The sequence below is a fragment of the Bradyrhizobium sp. CAR08 genome (genome assembly GCF_052871955.1).
In genome coordinates this window covers 94,167-111,726 of sequence record NZ_JBIXJX010000017.1, presented here as the reverse complement: position 1 = coordinate 111,726, position 17,560 = coordinate 94,167, and the positions used below count along the sequence as shown (strand labels likewise).

The 17,560-nt window shown below is 63.5% G+C and carries 13 protein-coding genes; 9 read left to right on the top strand and 4 right to left on the bottom strand.

The genetic code is table 11. From position 1 onward, the window contains the following. Window positions 1-5: 5 nt before the first annotated feature. Both ACIPUD_RS30400 and ACIPUD_RS30395 read right to left on the bottom strand, forming a co-directional pair. A complete protein-coding gene (locus ACIPUD_RS30400) occupies window positions 6-3,329 on the bottom strand; it encodes an adenylate/guanylate cyclase domain-containing protein (protein ID WP_446482141.1) in 3,324 nt (1,107 codons plus the stop codon). 143 nt (window positions 3,330-3,472) lie between these two features. Beyond that, on the bottom strand, window positions 3,473-4,150 hold the full coding sequence (locus ACIPUD_RS30395; protein WP_026233339.1) for a Crp/Fnr family transcriptional regulator: 678 nt from the start codon (window positions 4,148-4,150) through the stop codon (window positions 3,473-3,475). A 332-nt stretch (window positions 4,151-4,482) separates the two neighbouring features. On the opposite strand from ACIPUD_RS30395, the gene ACIPUD_RS30390 reads away from it, so the two are divergent. The 6 genes from ACIPUD_RS30390 to ACIPUD_RS30365 all read left to right on the top strand — a co-directional run bounded on the left by ACIPUD_RS30390 (window position 4,483) and on the right by ACIPUD_RS30365 (window position 11,755). Beyond that, complete coding sequence (locus ACIPUD_RS30390) at window positions 4,483-5,304, top strand: ABC transporter ATP-binding protein (protein WP_446482140.1); 822 nt, start codon at window positions 4,483-4,485, stop codon at window positions 5,302-5,304. Further along, on the top strand, window positions 5,301-7,232 hold the full coding sequence (locus tag ACIPUD_RS30385) for a long-chain fatty acid--CoA ligase (RefSeq protein WP_247392424.1): 1,932 nt from the start codon (window positions 5,301-5,303) through the stop codon (window positions 7,230-7,232). The genes ACIPUD_RS30390 and ACIPUD_RS30385 overlap by 4 nt, the downstream gene beginning before the upstream one ends. Window positions 7,233-7,452: 220 nt before the next feature. Then, window positions 7,453-8,346: a branched-chain amino acid ABC transporter permease gene (locus ACIPUD_RS30380; RefSeq protein WP_204511807.1), complete on the top strand. Its 894-nt coding sequence runs from the start codon at window positions 7,453-7,455 to the stop codon at window positions 8,344-8,346. A gap of 3 nt (window positions 8,347-8,349) precedes the next feature. Beyond that, the gene (locus ACIPUD_RS30375; RefSeq protein ID WP_085348728.1) at window positions 8,350-9,423 is read left to right on the top strand and encodes a branched-chain amino acid ABC transporter permease; all 1,074 of its coding nucleotides are present in this window, start codon (window positions 8,350-8,352) and stop codon (window positions 9,421-9,423) included. Between the two features lie 45 nt (window positions 9,424-9,468). Next, entirely contained in the window at window positions 9,469-10,752 is a 1,284-nt protein-coding gene (locus ACIPUD_RS30370; protein ID WP_446482139.1) for an ABC transporter substrate-binding protein, read from the top strand. Window positions 10,753-10,912: 160 nt separating this feature from the next. Beyond that, window positions 10,913-11,755, top strand: a complete 843-nt coding sequence (locus ACIPUD_RS30365; RefSeq protein WP_085360006.1) for an ABC transporter ATP-binding protein — start codon at window positions 10,913-10,915, stop codon at window positions 11,753-11,755. Here the strand turns inward: ACIPUD_RS30365 and ACIPUD_RS30360 are convergent. Next, on the bottom strand, window positions 11,752-12,906 hold the full coding sequence (locus tag ACIPUD_RS30360; protein ID WP_446482138.1) for an AGE family epimerase/isomerase: 1,155 nt from the start codon (window positions 12,904-12,906) through the stop codon (window positions 11,752-11,754). The genes ACIPUD_RS30365 and ACIPUD_RS30360 overlap by 4 nt on opposite strands. Before the next feature lie 86 nt (window positions 12,907-12,992). Here ACIPUD_RS30360 and ACIPUD_RS30355 point away from each other — a divergent pair, with 86 nt between their 5' ends. Beyond that, window positions 12,993-14,216: a phenylacetate--CoA ligase family protein gene (locus tag ACIPUD_RS30355; protein ID WP_446482137.1), complete on the top strand. Its 1,224-nt coding sequence runs from the start codon at window positions 12,993-12,995 to the stop codon at window positions 14,214-14,216. Between the two features lie 192 nt (window positions 14,217-14,408). On the opposite strand, the gene ACIPUD_RS30350 is transcribed toward ACIPUD_RS30355, so the two are convergent. Further along, window positions 14,409-14,741 carry a hypothetical protein gene (locus ACIPUD_RS30350; RefSeq protein ID WP_446482136.1) on the bottom strand — a complete coding sequence of 111 codons (333 nt, stop codon included), beginning with the start codon at window positions 14,739-14,741 and terminating at the stop codon, window positions 14,409-14,411. Window positions 14,742-15,456: 715 nt separating this feature from the next. Here ACIPUD_RS30350 and ACIPUD_RS30345 point away from each other — a divergent pair. Together ACIPUD_RS30345 and ACIPUD_RS30340 are read left to right on the top strand one after the other, a co-directional pair. After that, the gene (locus ACIPUD_RS30345) at window positions 15,457-15,618 is read left to right on the top strand and encodes a hypothetical protein (protein ID WP_346348247.1); all 162 of its coding nucleotides are present in this window, start codon (window positions 15,457-15,459) and stop codon (window positions 15,616-15,618) included. A gap of 556 nt (window positions 15,619-16,174) precedes the next feature. Next, window positions 16,175-17,551 (top strand): GHMP family kinase ATP-binding protein, encoded by a 1,377-nt coding sequence (locus ACIPUD_RS30340; RefSeq protein ID WP_446482135.1) that lies wholly within the window; start codon window positions 16,175-16,177, stop codon window positions 17,549-17,551. Window positions 17,552-17,560 lie beyond the last annotated feature (9 nt).

The window sequence follows — 17,560 nt, the reverse complement described above, 5'->3', positions numbered from 1 at the left end:
ATGATCTAGTCAAGAAACGGCAGTACGATCAGCCCTGCGGGATCAAGCCCGTGCCGCGTGCAGACGTCCTGTGCCAGCGCGAAATATCGCTCGGCCTCGGGCATGTCGCCTCGATCAAGGTTCAGCGTCGCAAGACCATCATAGCATGGAAACAGCTGCTGCGGCTCGCCGGTTTCGCTCGCCACCTCGATTGCCTCATTGTAGCAACGAGCAGCCAGATCGGGCCGGAAATGGCATTGATGGATTTGCCCGAGCACGATCAACGGCACGGAGAGATGCTCGCGCTGATCAAGCGCGCGGTCGATTTCGATCGCCTTTTCGGCGGCGGGCACCCCCTCCTCAGTACATTTGTCCGTGAAGGTGCAACAGGCAACAGCAAAATTGGCAAGAAGGCGCGCCTGGAACCCGAGATCGCCGATCCGACACGCGACATCGAGTCCGCGCCGGCAAACCTCCACGGCTTTCGCCGGGTCGACAATCGTGTAGAGCACACCGAGATTGGTGTAGCCGCGGCAGGCCACGTTGAGGAGCCCGGCGGCCTCGGCTGCTGCGACACTTTGCTCCACCTCGCGCACCGCCTCCTGGTGTCGGCCAAGCCGCGCCAGTGCCACCCCCTTGGTGTTGAGCGACTCTGCAATGGCGCGCGCCGCCTCGAATCCGACTTGCCTGTCGGCGTCCGCCGGTACGCTTCGGGCGTAGCCAAGCGCCTCGTCCGCCCATCTCGCGGCGGCCACGTGATCGCCCGTGCGAAACGAAAGACGGCCGCGCTCTTGCAGGAGGTGCGCCCACTCGATGGGCGCGTCGGTCCCTCCCAGCCGTTCGGCCGCCTCGGCATAATGCGCCTCTGCCTTGATCCGCTTGCCGGCGTCCCACAACAATCGGCCAAGCTTGCGGAGAATTCGCGCTTCGCCGATGCGGTCCTCCGCATTGCGATGACCTTCCAGCGCACTCTGGTAGTGCTCCTCAGCCGTGATCCTCCGGCCGGCCGCGGCACACAGCTCCGCGATCCGCTCGCAGAGCATCAGGCGTTCGGGCTCCCATTCCCCGCCGGCCAACAACACGGCGAGAGCCTGTTGGTAGAAGCGGATGGCATCGTCATTGGCGTAGGTCGCGCGGGCGCGATCGCCGGCCGCGCGCAGATAGCGCGCACCTTTCGGCTTGCTCGCGCTCAGACTGAAATGATGTCCGAGCAGTATGAGGTCCTCGAGGCGCTCGGGCTCATTGCCATAGAGCCGCTCCAGCGCGGCACCAATCCGTCCATGGAGCTCGATCCGACGCTGCAAGAGCAGGTTTTGATAGATCACGTCCTGAAGCATGGTTTGCGTAAAGCGATAAGATCGCAGCGAGATCGAGTTCGCGCCCGCGACCTCCTCGACAATCTCGGCATCGCACAGAAGTTCGAGCCCCGCTTCCACCTTCGTCCGCTGCGATGCCATCGCACCGAGAAGAGCCGCATCGAAACGTGGGCCGATCACCGCGGCCTCCTGGGCCAAGCGGCGCACCTCATGCGGCAGCCGGTCCAGGCGCGCCAGTAACAGGGCCTGAATGCTTGCCGGTATATCGGCGGCGGCTTCATCTGACTTGATCCGCCACTGTGAGCCGTCACGCTCCAAGGCGCCAGCTTCGATGAGACCGCGGATGATTTCCTCAAAGAAGAGTGGATTGCCGCCCGCGCGCTCCAGGATTCGACTGAACAGATTTCCCGGCGGTTCACTCCAACCGTGGCTGAAGTAGGCCGCGAGCAGCTTTTGTCCGTCTGCATCACCAAGCGGAAGCAATCGAAGGGTTGTATGGCTGATCCGCCCCGAGCCGAACTGATCCAGTTCCAGCATAGGCCGATGCGTAAACAACAGCATCAGCCGCGTACGCTCCAGCCGGTCCATCAGGAACCGCAGCGCTTCAAGCGATACGGCATCGGCCCAGTGCAGATCCTCGACAATGATCAGGAGCGGCGACAGGACCAGGCGCCGTTCGAACACGGTACGAATCGCAAAGAATATCTGCCGCCGAAGCTGCTCGGGCTCGACGTGCTGCAGCGCGGCGTCCCGATCGCCGAGGCCGAGAACGTGGAAATAAAGGGGCATCAGGCGATCGGCCTCTTCGACCGCAAGGCCGAGCTCCGACAGTGCCGTCGCCAGCTTGGCCTGGGCCTCCGCCACGGTCGTCTTCTGCGCGATGCCGTAGGCGCTGCGCAGCACAGCGGCAAGGGTGCCATAGGACTGTTCGCCCAGCGGCGAGCAGACAGCGCGCCGGATCGCCACGCCGGCGAAACGGTCCTCATCGCGGGCGTGGGCAACGAATTCGTCCACCAGACGCGTTTTGCCGATGCCGGCTTCACCGACCAGCCGCACCAGCTGCGCCGCGCCGCCACACGCGAGATCAAGATTGTCGACTAGACGGGCGAGCTCGGCGTCGCGCCCAATCACCGGCGCACTCAGGCCCAGCGTATCGAGGCCGCGTGCCGCACGGGGCGTGTCGAGCGGTCCGTTCAAGCGATGGACCAGGACGCTGCCCATCTTGCCCTTCAGCGAGACCTCGCCAAGCGATTCATATGAGAATGCATGCCGCGTAAGACGGTAGGTCAGCGGCCCGACCAGCACCTCGCCCGTGGAAGCCATCGACTGCAATCGTTGAGCCGTATTCACCGTATCGCCCGTGACCGAGTAGGATTTGGCAACTCCAACACCCAGTCCGCCAGCAACCACGTGCCCGGTGTTGATGCCGACATGAAGCAGGAGCGGTGACCCGGCATACGCCTTTGCACGTTCGCTGAGTTGCGCCGTTCGGCCGATCATGTCGAGCGCGGCGCGGACGGCCCGCTCGGGGTCGTCTTCGTGCGCGGCCGGCGCTCCGAATAGCGCAAGCAGCGCGTCGCCGATGAATTTGTCCACGAAGCCGCCGAAGCTTTGCACCGCCGCCGTTAGCTCCTCGAACAATTCGTTCTGAAGCGCCTGCATGACTTCAGGATCGAGTCGCTCGCTCATCGTGGTGAAGCCGCTAAGGTCGGCAAACAGCACGGTAATGGTGCGGCGGTTGGCTTCGCTGTCGATCTTGTCCGGCTGCGATCGAAACCCGTATTGGGCTTCGGCCGTCGGCGCCAGCGGTGGCGAGGACGCACTGGTCGGGACTGTCACGCGGCTGGCCCGCATTGATGCCTGCCCGCCTGACTTGGAGTCTTCACTGACGAGAGCGCCGCATTTCGGGCAGTACGCGAAATCCGGTGCGCACGCATAGCCGCAGCCGGGGCAGGCGTTCGGCTGCTTCGTGCCGCATTTCGGGCAGAAGGCAAAGCCGCTCTGAACCTCGGAACCGCAACAGGAGCAGTTCATGGGTCGAGACTCCGCGGGCGCCGCGATGGCGCAGCCTGCTGGACCCGGTCAGATGGCCCAGGATCTCGGCAAGGATGGGCTCGTCGTGCCGGAAGAGCAAGCGGTGGGTTGCGGCGCTCGCAGTTGCGGCCGCGAACGCGGCTTCACTCCTCCCCGTACCCCCTTAGCCGTTCGATATCCAGAATAGTCACGCCACCATACTCCAACCGGAGCAAGCCCTCTTTCTCCAGCCGGTTCAGCGCGCGGTTGGCATTCTGGCGGGACATGCCGGAAAGCGCGCCGATCTCTTCCTGGGTGATCTCCAGATGCGCGGTGGATTCCGGATAGAGGATCGGATTGAACAGCGAAGCAATGCTGCGGGCAAGCCGCGCAGTGGCATCCAACGTGCGGTTGACCTCGAGCATGCCGATGAACTGGCCGAGCCGCTCGTTGAGCTGGCGTACCAGGAAGCGGTTGAAGCCGACGCTGTTCTCGAACAGCCACATGAAGGCGCTGCGTTCCATCAGCGCGACGCGGCTGTTGCGCAGCGCGACCACGTCATAGCGGCGCGGCTCGTTCTTGAGGACGCTGCCCTCGCCGAACCAGGCCCCTGCCGTCAGCCCGGCAAGACTCGTCTCCTTGCCGTCGCGCGAGACCCCACCCATCCGGGCAAGGCCGAAGACCATGCCCGCCCAATAGTCGAACGTATCGCCGCGCATGAAGACGGTCTCGCCAGTGCCGTAGGACCGCTCCGTGATCCCGGTACGAGCGACCTCGATCTCCGCTTGCGTGAGCTCGCGCGACCAGGCAGCGACGCGCTTCAGTTGATCCTCTGAAATCATGATCCCGAAGCCAGCCGCACCGTTCGTCACTCCTGTTCTGCTGCAACGCAGCATGACCGTTTCGAACACCATCCAACGAAAGATGGATGATCCCCCCATCCAAAAACTTTGTCGCAGAATTGTCAGGCGGGAGACATTTTAAAATAACGCTTTCCCCTATTGAGGACCACCTCGGGCGATGCGGCTTTTGATCCCAAACGGGAACGAGAGCGGCGCGGCTCCGGTCGAGACCATCTGCTGCATGGCCTCACCGGCACGGTCGTACTAGGATTGCCCGATAGAACGGACGAAGAGCGCCACTGAAAGCGCCATCACCGGGAGGGATCTGTTTGGTGGCTACCAGTCTTGAAGTGCGCGGCGTGTCCTTGCGATTCGGCGGCGTTCGTGCGCTGACCGATGTCGGCTTCGCCATCACGGAAGGCGAGCTGTTCTCGATCATCGGCCCCAACGGCGCCGGCAAGACCTCGATCGTGAACTGTATTTCCGGCCGCTACAAGCCGACCGAAGGCCAGTTGTTCTACCAGGGCCGCGACATCACCGGCCTGACGCCCAACGCGCGCGCGTCGCTCGGCATCGGCCGCACCTTCCAGAACCTGGCGCTGTTCCACCACATGAGCGTGCTCGACAACATCATGGTCGGACGCCATCACCTCCTGAAGAACAATTTTCTCACGGGCTCGCTGTACTGGCTCACCGGCGCGCGCAAGGAAGAGCTCGAGCAGCGCCGCAAGGTGGAAGAAATCATCGATTTCCTCGATCTCCAGTCGGTGCGAAAGGCGCCGGCCGGCACTCTCTCCTACGGCTTGCGCAAGCGCGTCGAGCTCGCCCGCGCCATGGCGCTGGAGCCGCGCCTCATTCTCCTCGACGAGCCGATGGCCGGCATGAACTTCGAGGAGAAGGAGGATATGGCCCGCTATATCGTCGATCTCAACGAAGAGTTCGGCATGACCGTGGTGATGATCGAGCACGACATGGGCGTGGTGATGGACATCTCCCACCGCGTCATGGTGCTGGATTTCGGCCGCAAGATCGCCGAGGGCGATCCGGCCGCCGTGCTCGCCGATCCGCACGTCAGGCGCGCCTATCTTGGCGAAGAGGACGAGGTGCTGGTCGACCCTGACGATGCTCCGCCGGCGCAGGAGAGCGCGGCATGATGGATTACGCAGGCCGTGTCGCGCAGGCCAACACCTATCCCAAAATGCTTCGGCTGAATGCGAAGGAGTACGGGAACGAGATCGCGCTCCGAGAAAAAGATCTCGGGCTATGGCGCCCGTTCACCTGGAACGACTACCAGACGCGGGTGCGCGATTTCGCGCTCGGCCTCGTCGAACTGGGCCTTGGGCGCCAAGACGTCGTAGGCATCATCGGCGACAACCGGCCGGACTGGGTCGCGGCGGAAATCGCGACCCACGCGGTCGGCGGATTGAGCCTCGGGCTCTATCGCGACGTGCTCGACGAAGAGGCCTCCTATCTCCTCAATTATGGCGAGGCGCAGCTCGTTTTCGCTGAGGACGAGGAGCAGGTCGACAAGCTGCTCACCCTCGCCGACCGCGTCCCAAAGCTGAAGCACATCATCTATTCCGATCCGCGCGGCATGCGGAAATACGATGATCCGCGCTTGATGTCGGCGGAGACGTTTGCCGAACTCGGCCGGGCGCGGGCTACGCGCGAACCGGATCTTTACGATCGGCTGGTGGACGCGACCAAGGGCGAGGACGTCGCGATCCTCTGCACGACATCAGGTACCACGTCGCATCCAAAGCTCGCGATGCTCGCCGCCGGCCGCGTGCTCGGCCATTGCGCCACGTATCTCGCTTTCGACCCGAAAGGGCCGGACGACGAATACGTGTCGGTGCTGCCGCTGCCTTGGATCATGGAACAGGTCTATGTACTCGGCAAAGGCCTCTTGTGCCGAATGAAGATCAACTTCGTCGAGGAGCCCGAGACCATGATGAACGATCTGCGCGAGATCGCGCCGACGTTTATCCTGTTTGCACCGCGCGTTTGGGAATCGATCGCCGCCGATGTCCGCGCCAGGGTGATGGACGCAACCCCGTTCAAGCAGCGCCTGTTCGACATCGGCATGAAGAGCGGGCTTGCCGCGCTCGAACAGGGCGAGCGTTCCGGCTTTGCCGACGCGATCCTGTTCCGTGCATTGCGCGACCGTCTCGGCTTCACCCGCCTGCGTTCAGCCGCAACCGGCGGCGCGGCACTCGGGCCCGAGACCTTCAAGTTCTTCCAGGCCATGGGCGTGCCGCTGCGCACGCTCTACGGCCAGACCGAGCTGCTGGGGGCTTACACGCTGCATCCTGCTGGCAAGGTCGACCCCGACACGACGGGCGTGCCGATGGCCGACAGCGTCGAGATCCGCATCGACAATGCCGACGTCCACGGCGTCGGCGAGATCGTGGTGCGGCATCCCAACATGTTCCTCGGCTACTACAAGAACCCGGAGGCGAGCGTAGCCGACATCAAGGACGGCTGGATGCTGTCCGGTGACGCCGGCTATTTCAACGCGAACCGTCAGCTCGTGGTCATCGACCGCATCAAGGATCTCGCCGAGACCTCGCGCGGCGAGCGCTTCTCGCCGCAATTCATCGAGAACAAGCTGAAGTTCTCCCCCTATATCGCCGAAGCCGTGGTGCTGGGCTCGGGCCGCGACGCGCTCGCCGCAATGATCTGCATCCGCTACTCCATCATCTCGAAATGGGCGGAGAAGAACCGGCTCTCGTTTACGACCTACAGCGACCTGGCCTCGCGGCCCGAGGTTTATGCGCTACTCAAGAAGGAAGTCGAGACCGTCAACGCGACTCTGCCGCCGGCACAGCGCATCTCCCGTTTCCTGCTGCTCTACAAGGAGCTCGACGCCGACGACGGCGAACTCACCCGCACGCGGAAAGTGCGCCGCAGCGTCATCAACGAAAAGTACGAAGGCATCATCGACGCGATCTACCGCGGCCAGGCCGACATCCCCGTGGACACCGTGATCCGCTTCCAGGACGGTAGCACGCAGCGCGTACGTACAACGCTGAGGGTCGTGGACCTGGGCGGACCCGGGCACATGGCGGAGGCCGCGGAGTGAGCCTACTTCGAACCGAGAGCGCGATGCGGGTCGATGCGCCCTCTCCCCTTGCGGGAGAGGGCATCTCCGCTATTAGCCAAGACCCCACTCGGGTGAGGGGTCCTCTCTCCCCGCCCTTACTGCTGAGACAACCCCTCACCCGTCTTCGCTTCGCCAAGCCACCCTCTCCCACAAGGGGAGAGGGGAAGAGCGCGCCGGATTTGTCAGCGAGCACCACTTCATGAACACCGCCTTCCTCATCCAGCTCCTGGTCAACGGCCTCGTGGTCGGCACGCTCTATGGCGTGGTCGCGATGTCCTTTGTGCTGATCTACAAGGCTAGCCAGGTCGTCAATTTCGCGCAGGGCGAGCTCTTGCTTGTCGGCGCCTGGGTGTGCTGGACCTTGCTCGCGAAATACCAGGTGCCGTTCTGGATCGGCATGCCGATGACGCTGGTGTTCATGTTCGTGTTCGGCATCGCGGTGCAGGTCCTGATCCTGCGACCGATGATCGGCGAACCCATCATCTCGGTCATCATGGTGACGATCGGCCTCTCCACCGTGCTGCAGGCGACGCTGAAATGGATATTCGGTGTCAATCCACAGCCGTTCCCGCGTGTGTTCGAGAGCCAGTCCGTCAGCCTGCTCGGGCTCCAGATCCAAACCGTCTATGTCATGAGCCTCGTCGTCTCGGTCGCGATGATGATCGGCATGGCCTGGTTCTTCCGCGCCTCGAAGTACGGACTTGCGATGCGCGCCACCGCGTTTAACCAGCAGGTGGCACAGTCGCTCGGCATCTCCGTGAAAAGCGTGTTCGCGATGGCGTGGGCGATCTCAGCGACGGTTTCCGCGGTCGCGGGCGTCGTTGTTGCCGTGGTGAACGGCGTCTCGTCCGGGTTGGCCGGCTACGGCATTAAGGTGTTTCCGGCGGCGATCCTCGGCGGACTCGATTCCGTCGGCGGCGCCGTGCTCGGCGGCATCATCATCGGCCTGCTCGAGAACATCGCGCAATATGTCGACAGCGAATACCTTCACTGGGGCAATCTCTACGAGATCGCGCCGTTCTACGTCCTCATCATCGTGCTGATGATCAAGCCCTACGGCCTGTTCGGCACCCACGACATCGAGCGGATCTGATCCATGGCCGGCCCTGTCCTCATCCCTGCTGGTGACTTCCGCACCTCCTATGCGGCCGACACCACGATCTTTCCGACCACGACCAGCCGCAATTTTGCGATCGTCGGCGTGCTGCTGCTGTGCTTCGCGCCCCAGTTCTTCAGCGGTTACTGGCTCAGTATCCTGATCCAGATCGGCATCTTCTCGATCGCGGCGCTGGGGCTGAACATCCTGGTCGGCTTCACCGGCCAGATCTCGATCGGCCATGCCGCCTTCTTCCTGCTCGGCGCTTTCACCTCGGCCTACATCTCCAACAACACGCCGATCCCGGTCTTCTTCGCGATCCCGCTTGCCGGCATCATCACGGCGCTGATCGGGCTGATCTTCGGCATCCCGGCGGCGCGCCTGAAGGGGCTCTACCTAGTGATCGCGACACTGGCCGCGCAATACATCCTGCTCGACTTCTTCTCCCGCGCCGAGTGGTTCACCGGCGGCTCGGTGCCGGCGAGCGCAAGTCCGTTCTCGATCTTCGGATACACGCTGCGCGGCGACAGGCAGTATTTCTACGTTGTGCTGGCCTATGTGCTGGCGAGCTACATCCTCGTCACCAACCTGATGCGTACCCGCGATGGCCGTGCGCTGGTGGCAATCCGCGACCATTATCTCTCCGCGGAGATCATGGGCATCAATCTCACAAAGTATCGCACGCTGTCGTTCGGCCTTGCCGCGTTCTTCGCCGGCATCGCCGGCGCGCTCTATGCGCACTACCAGCTCGTGGTATCGCAAGAGGGTTTCGGCATCGAACGTTCGATCCTGTTCCTCGCCATGATCATCATCGGCGGCACCGGTTCGATCATGGGCACGCTGATGGGCACCGCGTTCGTGGTGCTGCTGCCCGAGACGATGGAGTTCCTCAGCGTCGCGCTGAAGGGCGGCGCGATCGACAAGGCGCTGTCGCTCAACAACAACATCACCTTCCTGCGCGAGATCGCAATCGGGGTGATCATCATCGCGTTCCTGATGTTCGAGCCCGACGGGCTCGCCCATCGCTGGCGACAGATCAAGGCGTACTGGAAACTCTACCCGTTCTCGCATTAAGCGCGGGCACTCGCTAACCAACAAATAAACAGGAGGAGGCAACCCATGAAGACAAGATCCCTTTTGAGCACCGCGTCGCTGGCGCTGGCGATCGCCGCATTCTCGGCAAGCGCGCAGGCGCAGATCGCGATCGGGCACCTCGCCGATTATTCCGGCGGCACCTCCGACGTCGGCACACCCTATGGCCAGGCCGTCGCCGACACCTTCGCCTGGGTCAACAAGAACGGCGGCGTCGGCGGCAAGCAGCTCAATGTCGACACCAACGATTACGGCTACCAGGTGCCGCGCGCGATCGCGCTCTACAAGAAGTGGTCGGCGCCCGACTCCAAGGTCGCGGCCATCATGGGCTGGGGCACGGCAGACACCGAGGCGCTGACCGGCTTCCTCGCCCAGGACAAGATCCCCGACATGTCCGGCTCATATGCCGCCGCGCTCACCGACCCCGAAGGTATCAGCGGCAAGGCCAAGCCCGCGCCGTACAACTTCTTCTACGGCCCGAGCTATTCGGACTCGCTCCGCGCCATGCTGATGTGGGCCGCCGAGGACTGGAAGGCCAAGGGCAAGTCCGGCAAACCGAAATTCGTCCACATGGGCGCCAACCACCCCTATCCGAACGCACCGAAGGCCGCCGGCGAAGCCATGGCGCAGGAGCTCGGTTTCGAGGTGCTACCGCCGCTGGTGTTCGCGCTCGCGCCGGGTGACTACAGCGCGCAGTGCCTGAGCCTGAAATCCTCGGGCGCCAACTACGCCTATCTCGGCAACACCGCCGCGTCCAACATCTCGGTGATGAAGGCCTGCAAGACCGCCGGAGTCGACATCCAGTTCATGGGCAATGTCTGGGGCATGGACGAGAACGCCGCCAAGACCGCCGGCGATGCGGCCGACGGCGTGATCTTTCCGCTGCGCACCGCTGTGAGCTGGGGCGGCGATGCGTCCGGCATGAAGACGGTCATGGAGATCTCGAAGATGTCCGACCCGACCGGCAAGGTCTATCGGCCCGTGCACTACATCGCGGCGGTGTGCTCGGCGCTCTACATGAAGGAGGCGATCGATTGGGCCGCCAAGAACGGCGGCGCCACCGGCGAGAACGTCGCCAAGGGCTTCTACCAGAAGAAGGACTGGGTGCCGGCCGGCATGGAAGGCGTCTGCAATCCCTCGACCTGGACCGACAAGGACCACCGCGGCACGCTGAAGGTCGACCTCTACCGCACCAAGATTGCGGGCGCGACCGACGGCGACCTCAACGACCTCATGGCCAAGGGCGCGATCAAACTCGAGAAGGTCAAGACGGTCGAGCTGCCGCGCAAGCCGGAATTGCTGGGCTGGTGAGCTTAGCGCTTACCTCACACACAAATGTCATCCCCCGCCTTGTGCGCAGCGCGCACTGGAGCGGGGGATCCAGTACGCCGCGGCCTCTCCGTAAGTGTCAGGCGTCTCTGGAATACTGGGTCGCCCGGTCAAGCCGGGCGACGACAGCGGAGTATGAGACATGACCGAAATTCATGAAGCAGCTGCTCGTCCCTCCCCAGGCGCTGTACCCGCGCCGCCTCTCCTCGCCGTGCGCAACATCGAGGTCGTCTATGACGATGTCATCCTGGTGCTGCGCGGTCTTAGCCTCGACGTGCCCAAGGGCGCGATCGTGGCGCTGCTCGGCGCCAACGGCGCCGGCAAGTCGACGACGCTGAAGGCGATCTCCGGGCTGCTCAAGACCGAGGACGGCGAAGTCACGCGCGGCGAGATCCTGTTCGAGGGCGAGCGCATCAACGGCATCGACCCCGATAAGATCGTTCGCCGCGGCATCTTCCAGGTGATGGAGGGCAGGCGCATCGTCGCCGACATGACCTCGCTGGAAAATCTCAAGCTCGGCGCCTTCACCCGCAGGGACCGCGAGGTTGGCGCCGATCTCGACATGGTCTTCAACTATTTCCCGCGCCTGAAGGAGCGCACCGGACTGGCTGGTTATCTTTCCGGCGGCGAGCAGCAGATGCTCGCGATCGGCCGCGCGCTGATGGCGCGCCCGAAGATGATCCTGATGGACGAACCCTCGATGGGTCTGTCGCCGCTGCTGGTGAAAGAGGTGTTCTCGATCATCCACAAGATCAATCGTGACCTCGGCGTCACCATTCTCCTGGTCGAGCAGAACGCCCGCGCTGCGCTGTCGGTGGCAAGCCACGGCTACATCATGGAGCAGGGCAAGGTCGTGCTCGACGGCACCGCGGACGAATTGCGCGACAACGAGGACGTCAAGGAATTCTATCTCGGCGGCGCTGGCGACCAGCGCAAGAGCTTCAAGAACCTCAAGAGCTTCAAGCGGCGCAAGCGCTGGCTCTAACCTTCCAATACCTGTTCCGCTTCCGTGACTGCGCAGAGAACATGATAGAACGACGACGCAGGAATGGTGTCGATCAGCGATTTGCCGTCGCGCTCGAACTGGTCATACCAGCCGCCCCGCACGGGATGGCTGAGATAATGGCGTTCGAGCCGCGCCAGCGCCATGCGCGCCTCCTCCGCCGCGCCCGCCTCGCCGGATTCGGCCTGCGCGATCCACGCCTTCGCAATCTCGGTCTGTGGCCACAGCCGGCGCGTAGTGCGGCGAATGTTGCCGGCGTCGTCACCCTCGTCGATCAGGCAGCCGGTGGCCTCGTCGCGATAGCGCAGCGCGGTTTCCAGCAGCTCGGCGCGCCGCTGTCCGGTCGGGCAGCCCGTGATGCGTTCGAACCCCTTCAGCAACCAGACCCATTCCGCCTGGTGGCCGGGCTCGACGCTGACTGGCGCGATCTTCGACCAGTCCTCTTCGAAATATTCGCCGAGCGCGCGCGTCCGCTTGTCGTAGAGATTGGCGAGGAACAGCGCGAAGAACTCGCCGGCACGGTTCTGGAACGACAAATCGTGGGTCGCGTCGAAGCACGCGATCATCGCCTCGAACAGATGCATGTGCGGGTTCTGCCGGCGCGGCAGCGAGACCGGAAGGCCTTCGTGGACGCCGCCGTGCGGCGAGCGCAGATGGCCGTCGAGGAAGGCGAGCAGCGCGTCGATCTCGGCGCGAATTTGCGCGTCCTGGTCGAGCGCATAGACGGCCGCGAGCGCAAACAGGATGAAGGCGTGGTCGTAGGCGTCGCGCCGGCCGTCCAGCACCGCGCCCTCCGGCGTCAGCCGGTGCACGTAGCCGGGCCGGCCGTCGGGCGCCTTTGCTTTGGCGAGCAGATGCTCGAGCCCCTTCAGTGCGATGGCGCGCCCCTCAGGGTACCAGCCCATCTGCGCAGCCTTGGCGTAGCACCAGATCTGGCGGGCCTGCACGAACACCCGGCGCGGCGCGGCGCTGTCCGCCGTGCCGTCGCGGTGCAGCCGATCGATGAAACCACCCGCGCCATGGTCCCAGCCGACCGTCGACCACAGCGGCAGCGCCTCGTCGATCATGCGGCGCTTCAGGCGCGCGACGACGTCCGCCGCCTCGTCCGCCACACTGATTCCCTCGTCCGCCATCGCGTCCTCTTCAAACCTGGCCAATGGCCGTCTGATACCCATGCCGGCGGCGGCGCGCAACGGATGCCAACCCGGAAAGATCAGCCATGACCGCCCATTACGACCCCCTCGAGACGCGCGAACAAGCCGCGCGCGAGGTCGATCTGTTCTCCCGCCTGCCAGGCGTGCTGCGCTCTGCGATGGCCGCGCCCGCCTATGCCGATCGGCTCAAAGGCGTCGACCCGGCCGCCGTGACCTCCAGGGCGGCACTGGCGGGCCTGCCGGTGCTGCGCAAGTCGGAACTACCGGCTCTGCACAAGGCCTCCACGCCCTTCGGAGGGTTCGTCGCGGCGGCGCCCGGCTCGTTCGCCCGCCTCTTCACCTCCCCCGGGCCGATTTTCGAGCCGGAGGGGCGACAGGCCGATCCGTGGCGCGGCGCACGGGCGCTGTTCGCGGCCGGGTTCCGGCCCGACGACATCGTGCTCAACACCTTCAGCTATCATCTCACCCCCGGCGGCTTCATCTTCGATGCGTCGGCCCGCGCGCTCGGTTGCGCCGTGATCCCGGCAGGTCCAGGGAATGCCGAGCAGCAATTCGAGCTGATCGAGGCCTACCGTCCCGTCGGCTACAGCGGCACGCCGGACTTCCTGAAGATATTGCTCGATGCTGCCGCAAGCTCGGGCCGCGACGTTTCCTCGATCAAGCGGGCGCTGGTCTCGGGCGCGGCCTTCCCGCCCTCGCTCCAGGCCGAGATCAAGGCACGCGGCATCGACGCCTACCAGGCCTTCGGCACCGCCGATCTCGGCATTATCGCCTTCGAGACCAGCGCGCGCGACGGCATGGTCGTGAATGAGGATCTGATCATGGAGATCGTCAAGCCCGGGACCGGCGATCCCCTGGCGCCCGGCGACGTCGGCGAGATCGTCGTGACCTCGCTCGACCCGCACCATCCCTGGATCCGGCTCGCTCTCGGCGACCTCACCGCGGCACTGCCCGGGACCAGCACCTGCGGGCGCACCAACATGCGCATCAAGGGCTGGATGGGCCGCGCCGACCAGACCACCAAGGTCAAAGGCATGTTCGTCCGCCCCGAGCAGGTCGCCGAGATCGGCAAGCGCCATTCAGCGCTCGGAAGACTACGCCTCGTCGTCGCGCGCCAGGGCGAGACCGATGCGATGACGCTGAAAGCAGAGACGGCGACCGCGAACGATGCGTTGCGCGAGGAGATTGCAGGCACCTTGCGGGCAGTGACGAAACTCGGAGGTGAGGTTGAACTGGTGAGGCCCGGCGCGCTGCCGAACGACGGCAAGGTGATCGCGGACGAGCGGTAGCGGTAGAGCGGGGTCTCCAAATCTAGATAGACCGCCGATCCGCTGGTTGGTGCAAGAGCGTGAAGCAAGCGCTCCTTCGCGAGCGGAAGCCAACACCACCCAATCAAATTCCTTGCGTGCAGGGAATTTCCCAGAGGATACGCGGTTCAGCGGCCCACCAGCCGTTCGCGCTGTTCGAATTACCTAACCAGATCAGCGCTTTGCCGCGTTACCCGCCAATTCCATGGCCAAATCCAGAGCTGCCACGCCAATTTGATCCAAAGAATTAGATTTGCAGCGCCGATCCATCCAAGCGACGATCGCGGTGAAATCGCCTCCGCCGACAATCTCCCTCTCGGCACCCACATTTAGCCCGCTGACGAAACCTACGACCCAGGATTCAAACGCTGCCTTTACGACCGGGTTCTTGTTCCTATTCATCCAGGCGGTACAAGATTGAGAACCGGCGCCGACGATGGTTGATCCCGCGTTCAAGCACAATATTGGCAGCAGTAGCATCACCACACCTGCGAGCAATCGTTTCATCTTTTTCTCAAACCGAAAATGGCAACTTTCAAGCAGGCTATATGTGGCAATTGCTTATGTCAGCTTGGACGCTGCCCAGCAAAGAAGCCGCTCAGCGCTTACGAGGCAAGGACTGATTTGGCCTGCAGATCCAGCCGACAGGCGACGACCGCTGGATTGCTCGGATGTGATTGACGGTCGAAGGCGAACCCGCCGCCGGAGACTAAGGAAATCTTGGAGCGGCTTCCGCGCGAGCCGCTGAGTTCTTCCAGCCTGTTCGGTTGAGGTTTTGGTGCTAGCGCCGCGGCGGTAAACCCGATCCTGGGGCACCGATGCTACCGCGCCAGATCATGCTGCTGGCTTCTGCCGCTCACTCAGATGTTACTCCCAAAAGCAGACTTAGTTGCGGTCATTTGCGATTTGACGAAATACCAATTGAGCCGTCGGGCACAACAGGAGTTTATAGGGTGGTGGTCCTGCGAAATTGAAGGAGCAGCCGGATGGTGGAGGAACTCCAAGCGTCGAGCGAGCTGTCGAAGATCGCCCCGGCACAATGGCGACTTCAGCGGGAATTCCGGTCTTCTGCTCGGCGCGTTTTATATCTGAGATCCATCAGCGCAGCGCGGGGCGATCCTGGCTTTGGGCCGGCTTGGCACCGGTTATCTACTCAATTGTGCTGAACTGGGCCGGTAAGCACATCTCTTCCTGGTCCGCTTGGTGATACGAAACAGGGAGCGTGATCGCGAGCATCGTGAAAAATCCGAAAAGGGTGGTGGCGGCGGAGTATTCAAGAGAGCTATCCGTCAAGGTTCACGCCGGCGCCTGCCGCGTGGCCAGCCTTGGCTTTGAGCAGGGCGGCGCCGTCGGCTACGGGCTCCAACGCGAACTGGTCGACTAAAACCGATGCTTGAGGGGCATCACTCTGGGCAGAGGTCAGCACAAGCAGCGCCGTCGGTGCAAGGGACCGGGCGCCTGCGCATTCCGTAAGGCCGGTAGGGAGGCTCGCCATATTCCGGCCCACCGTACTGAGGCTGATAATATCGCTGCCGCGCCTCCTGCTCATCGGGAGGTCAGGTCACCGTTCGGATAGCAAAGACCGTCTCTAGCGCTCAGGTCCCAGCCATTCCCGCAAGGCGGCGGATGCCTCGGTAGGCGATACTGCACCTCTAGGCGCGGGCGGAGCCCACGAACGCGGCGTCTGGCCCGCATAAAGAGCAAGTCTTGTCGCAATCGTTGTGACCAAGATCGTATTTTCTCCTGCGCAGCCAAACGATAGCTGGGGCGCTGAATGCTACATGAGCGTGGAAGACGTCGCGGGCGGACTCCGTCAAATTCGTCGGAATCAACGCCACCGGAACCTTGCATCACCCCATCGGCTCCCGTATTACCAGACGATCAGCGAACCGGGCATGCGCCTTTGGCCGAGAGAATTCGGCCCTCCCTGGACCCAAAACGTGCTTGAACGAGCCCTCGTCACCATCGCCGAGAACGAAACCATTGAGGAAGCCTTCCGGCGCCTCAATGCGAACATGCTCGGGATCCTGTTCGCGCAGGACGCGGGCGGACGAATCATCGGCGCGGTGACCGACGGCGATATCCGCAGGCGCATGCTGACCGGCACTACGATTCAGGACCGGGTGGCGACCTGCATCAATCGCAATTTCGTCTGGGCCCGCAGCGGCGGCCCGCGCGAGCAGATCCTCAAGCTGCTCGACCAGCGCGTGCACGTGGTGCCGATCCTTGACGGCCAGGGACAGCTAGTCGACGTATTCAGCCGCGAGCTGTTCAACCTCTCGGAAGAGAGCGAGGTGTTTGCGCGTGCCCGCTCGCCGGTGCGTATCAGCTTCTCCGGCGGCGGCACCGACCTGACGCATTATTTCGTGGCAAATGACGGCGGCGCGGTCATCAACGCAACTATCAAGATGTACGCTCATGCGACGCTCCGGCGACGGAGCGATTCCAGCATTCGTATCTATTCGCACGATTTCCGCCGCACGATCGAGGTTGGCGATCTCGCAGAGCTCGGCACCAACGGCGATCTCGCGCTGATCAAGTCGGTCGTGCGCCTGATCAAGCCGACTTACGGCTTCGAACTCGAAGTGTCCGCAGACTTCCCGGTCGGCTCTGGACTCGGCGGCTCGGCGGTGGTCTCGTCTGCCATCATCGGCTGCTTCAACGAATTTCGCAGCGACCAGTGGGACCGTCACGAGGTCGCCGAGATGGCATTTCAGGCCGAGCGGCTGATGCTGAACATTCCCGGCGGCTGGCAGGATCAGTACGCCACCGTGTTCGGCGGCTTCAATCATATGGAGTTCTTCTCCGACCAGAACACCATCGTGCCGCTTCGTCTCGATCCTAACATCGTCGCCGAGCTCGAGGAAAGCCTGGTGCTCTGCTACACTGGCTCGGGCCGCGATTCCGGCGCCATCCACCGCGACCAGAAGGCCCAGCACGAGACCAGCGACGCCGTCGCCGCGGCCGCCAAGCAGAAGGAGGTGACGCGCGACATCCGGCGGCATCTGCTGCGCGGCCAGTTGCAGGAATGTGGCCGGCTGATCGACGACGCCTGGCATGCCAAGCGGAAGCTGAGTTCGAAGATCTCGTCGGACGCAATCGATGCGATCTACGATTTCGCCAAACAGCACGGCGCGGTCGGCGGCAAGCTGCTGGGTGCCGGTGGCGGCGGTTACTTCATGTTCTTCGTGCGTCCGTTCGAGCGCTATCAGCTCATTGCCGCACTGGAACAGCAGGGGCACCGCTGTTCGCGCATCATGTTCGAAGAAAACGGGCTCCGGACGTGGAAGTCGCGCTTTCCGGCGCGATTCGCCTGACGATATGAG